Genomic DNA, 9,449 nt, shown 5'->3' with positions numbered 1-9,449 from the left:
GTCTTTGCCACCGTAGTCGCCACTCCCTGCACCGCACCATTCATGGCAACCGCCCTGGGAGTAGCCCTGACCCAATCCGTACCGATAGCGATCGCAATCTTTGAAATGCTCGGTCTTGGGCTAGCCCTGCCCTACCTAGCCATTAGCTTCACCCCAGGATTGCAGCGTATTTTACCCAAACCAGGAGCATGGATGGAAACCTTCCAACAGCTTCTGGCATTCCCCATGTACGCCGCCACCGCCTGGTTAATCTGGGTATTAGTCCAGCAAACTGGAACCAACGGTTTAGCAGCTGCCCTAACAGGGCTAATCCTAATTGCCTTTGCCACTTGGTTGCACCAAAAAACCCGCCTACTCCCCCCTCTAGGAAAGCATCTTGGCTCAATCTGCGCCTTAGTCGCCCTAGGATTTTCCCTGAGCTTAGCCCAAGTTTCCACCACCACTCCTACTGCACTGACCCATAATCAAAATAACGGCATCAAATGGCAAGGCTATACAGCTCAACGACTAGTTAAACTAAGGCAATCAGGAAGCCCAGTATTCCTGAATTTTTCAGCATCCTGGTGCATTACCTGTCTAGTTAATGAGCGTGTAGCCCTCAACCAGCCAGAAACCATAGCCGCCTTTGAGTCTAAAAAAATTGCCCTACTCAAAGCAGATTGGACTAATCGTGACCCAGCCATCACCAAAGCTCTAGAATCCTTCGGACGTAGTGGCGTACCCCTTTATGTATTGTATCCACCAGACTCAGAATTTACCCAGCCGATTATACTACCTCAGATTCTATCCCCAGAGCAAGTTCAACGTGCCATCAAAAAACTATAGCAAACGGAGTCAGGAGTCGGGAGTAGCGTAGGGTGCGTTAGGGGCGGGCGAGCCCTCATTTTCTGCCTCTAAACCAGTGTTAAGATAGCCAGCCCCGTAACGCACCATCGGGTCAAACAGCAAACAAGAGATGCACCCCAGCGGATTTGGGAGTAGGGAGTAGGGAATATGGCATCAAAAATTATCACAATTAATTTAGGATCCCTATATAAAATTTAGGTAGAATTTAATGAAATGGCAAATAACAAGTAACAAGTAATAATCAACAATCAACAATCAATAATCAACAATCAGCCATCAAAAAACATGAACAACTTTCTCAAATTTAACGGTCATAAAATTACCACCACTGGATTAGTAGCCCTAGCCTTAATTATCACTGGATGCCAGACTAATCCCCTCACCAAAGATGCCAAAAATACAAGTCAAGTATCCACCGCAATTGCAGCATCATCACCATTAAATATTGATGAAAAAGCACCAGAATTCACTGGAGTTGATAGCAACAATACCACCCACAAGCTCAGTGATTTCAAAGGCAAAGTCGTAGTATTAGAATGGACTAATCACCAATGTCCCTTTGTCCGCAAACATTACAACAGCGGTAACATGCAGAAACTTCAGAAAGAAGCCACCAGCAAAGGAGTAGTCTGGTTATCCATAATCTCTTCAGCTCCAGGAAAGCAAGGTCATGTCACCCCTCAAAAAGCCAATGAATTGATTAAAAGCAGTAGCGCTAATCCCACAGCAGTAATTATAGACTCCGAAGGCACCATTGGTCGTCTATATCAAGCTCGCACCACACCCCATATGTATGTTATTGATACTGATGGAGTCTTAAAATACATGGGAGCAATTGATAATAAACCCTCAGCTAATCCAGCCGATGTAGAAACTGCTAGCAACTATGTCCAAGCTGCTGTGGATAGTGTTATTACTAATAAACCAGTAGAAACAACAGTCACTCAGCCTTACGGTTGCTCAGTTAAATATAATAGGTGAACTACCCCGACCTACTTCGTAGAGGTCGGGGCTTCCAGCTTCACGGAAGAACGCCTTAACTTGGACGGACGCCCACGTCTTGGTCTTACTTCTTCTCCACTGGCGTTGTCCCCCCCCGTCCCAGAGGAGGATAGCATTCTGATTCCTTCTGCCCTAATATTTTTTGCCGCATTACCATCTCTATCGTGGTGAGTTCCACAACTTGGACAAGTCCAAGTCCTTAAGTCAAGTGGTAACTCTTTGATTTGATAATGACAATTAGAACAGGTCTTAGAACTGGGGAACCACCGATTTATCTCTACCAATACTTTCCCTTCTTTTTCGCATTTGTAAGAAAGGAAATTGACAAAGGTTCCCCAGCCCAGATCAGAAATTGCTTTAGCTAATTTATGGTTACGAACCATGCCCTTGACATTCAGGTTTTCGACTACCACTACTTGGTTCTGATCTACTATCTTTCTAGACAGCTTATGTAGGTAGTCTTGGCGGACATTTCCAATTCGCTCGTATACCTTAGCTACAATCTTTCTGGCCTTTTTACGCCCACTGCTGCCTTTTTTCTTTCGAGCAGCAATACGCTGTTTTTTGGCTAACTTCTTTTCATACTTAGCCAGATGCTTGGGATTACTGAACTTAGAGGTCTTTTCACCGTCATAGGTAATCGCCAAATCTTTGATACCTAAGTCAATACCGATCACCTTAGGTGCGCTTGACCTAGGCGAATTTAATTCGCCTAGGTCAAGCGCACCTCCGTTCTTTAACAGCTTCACTCCATCACCCTCGTACTCCATTAACACAGAAGCATAATATTTTCCGGAAGGAGTTTTACTGACTGTCACAGTTTTAAATTCTCCATCCAGTGGTCGGTGAATTACTGCCTTGACAATTCCTAGTTTTCCAGGGAATTTAAGGCAATCTCCTACCTGTTTTACGTTTTGAGGATACTGGATTGATTGACGGTGATGGTACGACTTGAATCTAGGATATTTTGCTCTTCCCTCAAAAAAATTTTGGTAAGCACGACTAAGATTGAGACTCACGGATTGCAGAACCTGAGAGTAACAATCTTTCAGCCATTCAGTCTCCTTTTGTTTCTTGAGCTTTGGCAACATAGAGTTGAGTGCAGATTGCTTTAGCCCAAAGCCAGTTTCTTTATAGGTTTCTATGCACTGATTCAAGGCATAGTTCCACCACCAGCGAGCACATCCAAAATGCTGAGCTAATACTTGAACTTGTTCTTGCGTGGGATAAATTCTAACTTTGACGGCTTTATGTTTCACTGCACTCAACCTTGTTATCGACCTTGCTTAATATTATATGTATTTAGTAGTAATATGTCAAGGGATAAGATGAATTTCCTGGCTCGCTATCCATCCCGGAGACGAAACCTTAGAATAGGGCAGCCTTAATCAATAAGTTTTAAACCTTTTATGCATAGCCGACCAACCATAAAGGCTGCCCTATTCTTGCGGTAACTTCTAACCCAACCTACAACGCACGAGGTTGGGGAATTCCGCGAGTTTTGTTAAAAACAATAGTTAAAGGGTAAATGTTGAAGGTTATTTGTAAGCATATGCGCTACGGGCAGGCTACGCGAACAGCTGTCAGCTGTCAGCCGTGAGCTTAAAATAACATTGAAAGTCTGGGGAAAAGCCCATATAAGCATATGCGCTACGGGCACCCTGCTTGAAGTGCGTGGCGTTAGCGGTCAGCTATCATGCAGACTCAATTCAGATTAAAAGAATGGTTACTTGTTGTCTTGATCCAGTCGCTCATGGTTTAAAGTTACCGTAAGAGAGTGGAGCCTTATTACAAAAGACTTAAACCTTTTACCTATAACCTGCCGACTCCGACTATAAAGGCTCCAATTAGAGTCGATGTCCCCTATTACGGGGAGCACCTCTCCTTCAGAACCGTGCATGAAACTTTCGCCTCACACGGCTCCTAGATATCCTTAGCTGAGGTGCGACCCAGGGGCAGTTTATCTGCCCATTGGAAAGCGCACCTCGCTTTTGCTCCAATGTATTTGCTGGTGGCAGCTTTGGTGAACTGCTGATAGGTTCTTTTTTGACCAGTTGTCGTGGTTTCCATCTATGTGATGAAGATGTACATCCTCGTCTTCGATCAACCTCAACCCGCAATATCCGCAGGAATGGTTTTGCTTTTTCAAAGCTTCTGACGTAGCATCGGAGTATAATCGGGAATTTCGATTACTCCAGTATACCAGGTCGCCGTCGTAGGGTGACTTGGTGCCCCTTACGTTTACGTGTTGGTTTTGTTTGTACCCCACTTTTGGGAATGCCTTTTTGCATAGTTCTGTAGCTCTATACCGACTTACTTTCTTTTCCTTTCGGAACTTTCGGTGGGCAGTGTTGCCCATGAACCATAAGGAATCCCTGCTGCTGTTCATATCACAGCTACTATGGTAGTTTCGCCAACCGCGCACGATGGGTGCTAGTTTCGTTGCTTTTATTTCAGCACCATAATTCGAGCTGTTGACCACAGTTTTAATCTTCTTCCGGATGTTTCGGTGGTTTTCCTCTGAGGGAATTGACCGAAACTTTCCGTTTTTCTGGAGGAGGAAATTCCAGCCACGGAGACGAAACCTTAGAATAAAGAAGCCTTAATTAATAATTTTTAACCCTTTTTTGCATAGTCTGTCCCCTGTAAAGGCTTCTTTATTATTACGGTAACTTCATAGGAAGTCAAACCCGTCTGTCGTTTTAGTTAACTTGGTCTTTTCTTCACTGATTTCCATTCCGCGCTCTGCTAGGAAGGCTTTAACTTTGTCTAGTATCTTCTCAGCATTGTCTTTTGGCTTAAGGATGAACACCATATCGTCGGCATATCTCAGACTGGTGTGTATGTCCTCTATTCCGTCGAGTGCGATGTTGGCGCTTTAGGGACTCACTACTCCCCCTTGAGGTGTGCCTTGCTCCGGAAACTCGGGATTTACTCCTGCTTTAAGACATCGGAATATTCCCTTTTTGATAGCTGCCGGGGCTATGACGCGCTCCATTATGGAGTTATGTGAGATACGGTCAAAGCATTTTTTGATGTCTAATTCGATCACCCTTTTGTTGATTCCGTTTTTGTCCGATTTTAGATGTAGCTGTAAGCGTTTTTGTACGTCTTGAGCACATCTACCGGTGCGGAATCCGTAGCTATCTCCGCTAAAACCTGCTTCATGAGCTGGTTCTAGCGCAAACTTAATTAGACATTGCCAGGCTCGGTCAGCGATAGTTGGTATTTTCAACATTCTTACTTTTCCATTCTTTTTCGGGATTGGAATTTCACGAACTCGGCTATGCTTCCAGTCAGAGGCATGGTCGTTCAATGTTTCTACCAGTTCCATTCGCTGTCTGTAGTTGAGGCTTGACAGGCCATCAACTCCAGCCGTCTTTTTCCCTTTATTCAATTGTGTGACTTGACGGACAGCCAAAAGTTGTGCTGCACGGGATTTCAGAATCAGTTTTTGTAAAGACCGCGCCTTCTTCAGGTCACCATCTCGAATCGCTTTGAACACTCGCTTTTGTAGGCGGAATAAGTCTTGGCGGAGTTTTTTCCACTTTTGACTTTTCCAGAGGTCGCTATATCTATTGGACATGCGTCTACCTATACTCTCCTAGAGTTTGTGTTTTCTGGATACCCGCAGTCAGTTATTCGACTGCATCTTACCCGACAGTGAGGATTAAGTTTGGCATAACTTACTGAGGTTTCGACCTTTCCCCAGACTCTTTTTGCTGTCGTTTTTACTCGTTCCAACTGTTAGATTGTTTTGACGATTTAGGGCAGTCCGGAGATGAAACCTTAGAATAGTGGAGCCTTACTACAAAATTTTTAACCCTTTTACCCATAGCCGACTAACTATAAAGGCTCCACTATTCTTGCGGTAACTTCTAACCATTTTGCCTATCCTCTTCTCAGAGATTACGATTACCAGAAAGAAAGCATCGTGAGAATAAAAGGATAAAGTCTCGCATATTCTCTTCAGATTGCGGCTTGACCGTCAGACACTTTTTAAGGACTTTTGTTAATCTACCCATGTCGCCTCCCTTTTAGCGGCAGTGTGGCACATCTGATTTACCTCTGATTCCGCCCTGATGCCAGCGTCACTCTGGTGGGTTGCCGCCCACCTCGGTGTGGCCAGATAAGGAGTCACTTGTCTCTTCAAGGGGTGGACTTTCACCACCATTCAACAGTTAGTTGGGTTTTGAAGATTACTCTTCGCGCCCCTAGCTCATACCCCTCCCTACTACGGGAGGCTCCTTAGCTAGAACGAGCCGCACCTCTCTAAGGTTTCGTCTCCGGGGAAACCACGGCAGTTGCTCATGGGGGAACCCCCAAGACCGCGCTGCATTACTTATTCAAAAGCTGTTCGGTGTAGCTTGCCCAAGCGCCCATAAGCTGATAGATGATAGCTGATAGGTGACGTAACTCAACATTACGACGGTTTGCATAACTATGAGGTACAGTAACAACAATGAGCAAACCAGTTACAGGGTAAGCGCATCTTGTCAATAAACCGGGGGTAGTTCTCAATAAACCCAGTATTATTGTGCTTATTGACAATAGATTTTATACATATAGTGTTCATTAAATTAAATAAACACTATATGTAGGAATAAAAAAATTAGATGCGTTTACCCTGGCCGTAGTATCGAAGAAACCTGATTTAACCTAAACAACCTATCCCTAAAATTAAAAATATTTAAAAATTTGCATAAAAGTAAAATAAAATACTGATAACTAAATATGGGTTATTTTTAGTGTGTGTCGAGTTACTAAGATTATCATTATCTTTAAGTAATTGATAGGAGTTATTATGATTTACTTAGCTTTAATAATAGGTTTAATCCAAATAATAGCAGCTTTTATAATGATAGCAGGTCTATCTTGGTTTGTTGCCAATTTTAGCTTACTATTATTATTTATTTTTTTTGAGACTGACAAGATAATCCCTTGGGTATATATATTGTCGTTTTTAATTACATTATATTTTCTAAGAAATATATTTGATCAACCACTTTCACTTATAGGACAAACATTTTTAAAAATATATGAAGAGGTTAAACAGATTAGAGTAAGTAATTTTTATTTGATCTTGGCAGTTTCTGGGATTTTTCTAACTATTTTATATAAGTTAGGGTTTCATAAAGAGGCTTTAATATTAAGTCTTGTTAGTCTTGTTATATGGTTATTGTATTTATTTATTATATGGTCTCAGGATAAGAGTAAGAATTAATAATCTTAGGTTTATTGAATAAATTAAATCTATTGTGATTACTGTTTGACAATCTCATAGAGGTTTATTCTGCTAAAGACACTTCTTATTCAATTCTCGGAGAACTTGGACTAACGGAAGTTTTTTTTAAACTCTTGGAGCTATTAATGCTGAAAGTAGTTGTAGATATTACCATTCGTACCTTACTAACTAGGATAAAATCCCCAACCATACTATAAGTACTGGTTGGGGACTGAGTACAGCGGTTTGCAATTGAGTTAGGTACAAATTCTTGGGTTTTAGGAAGCAGGGACTTCGGAGCAGGGAAGTCGGAAGTCGGAAGTGGGCAAACAATCCTGTGTACCTGATAGTTATGCAAACCGCCGTATTCTAAGCTGATGTGCATTTAAATTGGTTGTTCCCTGTTCCCTGTTCCCTTTTCCCTGTTCCCTTTGAGCAATTTAGGTATCCCAATCTAAATGCTGAACAGCTTAATACTTATCTCTTTTATTAAAAAGCTGACAGCTGACGGCTGAATGCTTACAGATTGGCTGTATCTCTAACTACTTGTAAAAACTGCTCAAGAGTAGGACAAGAATTAGTAATACGCCATCCGATCGCTAACACAATCTCTGCTGTAGAAGGTTGTACTGACCGATACACTACCCCATCTCGACGAAAACGTCTGATCGAATTGGGCAATAGAGCAATTCCCATACCCGCTGCCACAAATCCCAACATCAGTTGGGTTTCATTGGTTACTTGACTCACCTCAGGAGTAAAGCCAGCCTGGTGACAGACACGAATCACCGCCGAATATAAACCACATTGATCCGTATTTAATCCGAGAATAAACGGTTCATCCTGGAGTTGACCTAGTTGCACCTGATCTTGACTAGCTAGGGGATGAGTTTCAGATACTGCCAACACCAACGGTTCTCGCAGAATCGTTTCCAGCATCAGTGATTCATCCACCTTGCGAGGCACAATAAAACCCAAATCAATCCGTTGCTCCAACAATGCCTGAAGTTGTTCCCCAGTTGACATCTCCTTAGCCACAATGTGTACATCAGGGAATTGCTGCTTATAAGCTTGAATCGATAACGGGACAATATCAGCTGAAGAAAATCCCTCAAACCCCAAGATAATCTGGCCAATTTCCCCACGACTAGCTCGCTGAGTCACTTGGACACCCAAATCCACCTGCTTGAGGATCCTTCGCGCCTCTAACACCAACGCCCTACCAGCTTCAGTTAGTTGAATCTGGGGCTTGGTACGATGAAAAAGCTGTACCCCCAAGCTTTCCTCAAGGCGTTTAATTTGACGACTCAGAGGCGGTTGAGCAATATGAAGCCGCTCTGCAGCTCGCCCAAAATTCATCTCTTCCGCCACGACCAGAAAAGTCTTAAGATGATTAAGTTCAATGTTAGATAGCATCAGTCATACCTTTCGAGGTATCAAGTCCCTCCAAAAATTATATTAGACAAAATTCAAATTACTACCTAAGCTAGTAATATAAGCTTCTATGGAGTAAAAACATCAAGTAATTAAGAGCATAAACTGCGTTACCAAATTCTAGAATTAGCCAGGGTAATAGCTCCTAGTTAATAGGTAATTTATAAAACTATAGTTGAGAGGATAAAGATAGTCATAAAGTACGAATTAATTGCTTATTTATTCAACACTAGATATCAAATTTTTGCTTGGTATTGATATCTAGTTTGACCTAGTGGTGCGTTACGGGACGGGCTTTACCAACGCTTACTACCAGGTGGAAAATGAGTTCGAGCCCTTCGGTGGTGCGTTACGGGGCTATTGGCTACGAAGTTGAAATGATGGCAAGGCGCACCCCTAACGCACCCTACACACTTCAACCTTCAACCTGTAAACCTTCAACCTGTAAACCTTCAACCTGTAAACCTTCAACCTATCAACTTTAAACCTATCAACTTTAAACCTTCAAATAACTAACTATGAACGAACTATCACCATCAATGGGATTAAAAGAAGCAATAGAACAGCGTCGTGCTGCCCGTTCATTTCGTCCTGATCCAATTCCCAAAGAAATCTTAACAGAAATTTTTCGCTTAGGAGTGCGATCGCCTTCTGGTTTCAATTTACAACCCTGGCGCTTTATAGTCGTACAGGAGCAAGCTAACAAAGAAAAGTTAAGAGCCTGTGCTTTTAAGCTGTTGCGCATTTAAACTGTGATAACAGCATTGCCTTTGTTTTTTATTTTTCGTACCCATTTTATAATTAACCCTCCTTCATTTAAAAGATGATTTAACAAACATTCTAATTCTTCAATTGATTTGAAAACTCGATTGGCAATATATTCTTTTGCTGAATGCCAAACCAATTCAATTAAGTTATAATCAGGACTATACTCGGGAAGATA

7 protein-coding genes and 3 pseudogenes are annotated in these 9,449 nt (G+C 42.3%); 5 read left to right on the top strand and 5 right to left on the bottom strand.

Going from position 1 to position 9,449, the window contains the following annotated elements:
• Both F6K20_RS12210 and F6K20_RS12205 read left to right on the top strand, forming a co-directional pair.
• The coding region (locus tag F6K20_RS12210) for a protein-disulfide reductase DsbD family protein (RefSeq protein ID WP_287294832.1) at positions 1-825 on the top strand (825 nt) is incomplete at its 5' end.
• A gap of 306 nt (positions 826-1,131) precedes the next feature.
• Positions 1,132-1,827 carry a redoxin domain-containing protein gene (locus tag F6K20_RS12205; protein WP_287267155.1) on the top strand — a complete coding sequence of 232 codons (696 nt, stop codon included), beginning with the start codon at positions 1,132-1,134 and terminating at the stop codon, positions 1,825-1,827.
• A gap of 11 nt (positions 1,828-1,838) precedes the next feature.
• Here the strand turns inward: F6K20_RS12205 and F6K20_RS12200 are convergent, their stop codons facing one another.
• The 3 genes and pseudogenes from F6K20_RS12200 to F6K20_RS12185 all read right to left on the bottom strand — a co-directional run.
• Complete coding sequence (locus tag F6K20_RS12200) at positions 1,839-3,107, bottom strand: RNA-guided endonuclease InsQ/TnpB family protein (protein ID WP_287294831.1); 1,269 nt, start codon at positions 3,105-3,107, stop codon at positions 1,839-1,841.
• Positions 3,108-3,808: 701 nt separating this feature from the next.
• A pseudogene (locus F6K20_RS40595) lies at positions 3,809-4,420 on the bottom strand (HNH endonuclease signature motif containing protein); the annotation flags it as partial.
• Between the two features lie 105 nt (positions 4,421-4,525).
• Positions 4,526-5,434 (bottom strand): annotated as a pseudogene (locus F6K20_RS12185) (reverse transcriptase domain-containing protein); the annotation flags it as partial.
• 1,218 nt (positions 5,435-6,652) lie between these two features.
• Here F6K20_RS12185 and F6K20_RS12180 point away from each other — a divergent pair.
• The gene (locus tag F6K20_RS12180; RefSeq protein ID WP_287267977.1) at positions 6,653-7,072 is read left to right on the top strand and encodes a hypothetical protein; all 420 of its coding nucleotides are present in this window, start codon (positions 6,653-6,655) and stop codon (positions 7,070-7,072) included.
• A 519-nt stretch (positions 7,073-7,591) separates the two neighbouring features.
• Here the strand turns inward: F6K20_RS12180 and F6K20_RS12175 are convergent.
• Entirely contained in the window at positions 7,592-8,488 is an 897-nt protein-coding gene (locus tag F6K20_RS12175; protein ID WP_287267978.1) for a LysR family transcriptional regulator, read from the bottom strand.
• A 341-nt stretch (positions 8,489-8,829) separates the two neighbouring features.
• On the opposite strand from F6K20_RS12175, the gene F6K20_RS12170 reads away from it, so the two are divergent.
• Both F6K20_RS12170 and F6K20_RS12165 read left to right on the top strand, forming a co-directional pair.
• Positions 8,830-8,991, top strand: coding sequence for a hypothetical protein (locus F6K20_RS12170; RefSeq protein WP_287267980.1), 162 nt, complete (start codon positions 8,830-8,832; stop codon positions 8,989-8,991).
• Between the two features lie 33 nt (positions 8,992-9,024).
• A pseudogene (locus tag F6K20_RS12165) lies at positions 9,025-9,237 on the top strand (nitroreductase family protein); the annotation flags it as partial.
• A 14-nt stretch (positions 9,238-9,251) separates the two neighbouring features.
• Here F6K20_RS12165 and F6K20_RS12160 read toward each other — a convergent pair.
• Positions 9,252-9,449: transposase (locus tag F6K20_RS12160; RefSeq protein WP_287265468.1), on the bottom strand; the 198-nt coding region annotated here is incomplete at its 5' end.

This window comes from Moorena sp. SIO2C4 (assembly GCF_010672485.1).
Classification (GTDB): Bacteria; Cyanobacteriota; Cyanobacteriia; order Cyanobacteriales; family Coleofasciculaceae; genus Moorena; species Moorena producens.
The sequence above is the reverse complement of the archived record's forward strand: the minus strand, read 5'-3'. Positions and strand labels throughout refer to the sequence as shown.

Excerpts from the sequence above, each read along its gene's own strand:
- F6K20_RS12180 (WP_287267977.1), top strand. The coding sequence starts at position 6,653 with ATGATTTACTTAGCTTTAATAATAGGTTTAATCCAAATAATAGCAGCT.
- F6K20_RS12175 (WP_287267978.1), bottom strand. The coding sequence starts at position 8,488 with ATGCTATCTAACATTGAACTTAATCATCTTAAGACTTTTCTGGTCGTG.
- F6K20_RS12205 (WP_287267155.1), top strand. The coding sequence starts at position 1,132 with ATGAACAACTTTCTCAAATTTAACGGTCATAAAATTACCACCACTGGA.
- F6K20_RS12170 (WP_287267980.1), top strand. The coding sequence starts at position 8,830 with ATGAGTTCGAGCCCTTCGGTGGTGCGTTACGGGGCTATTGGCTACGAA.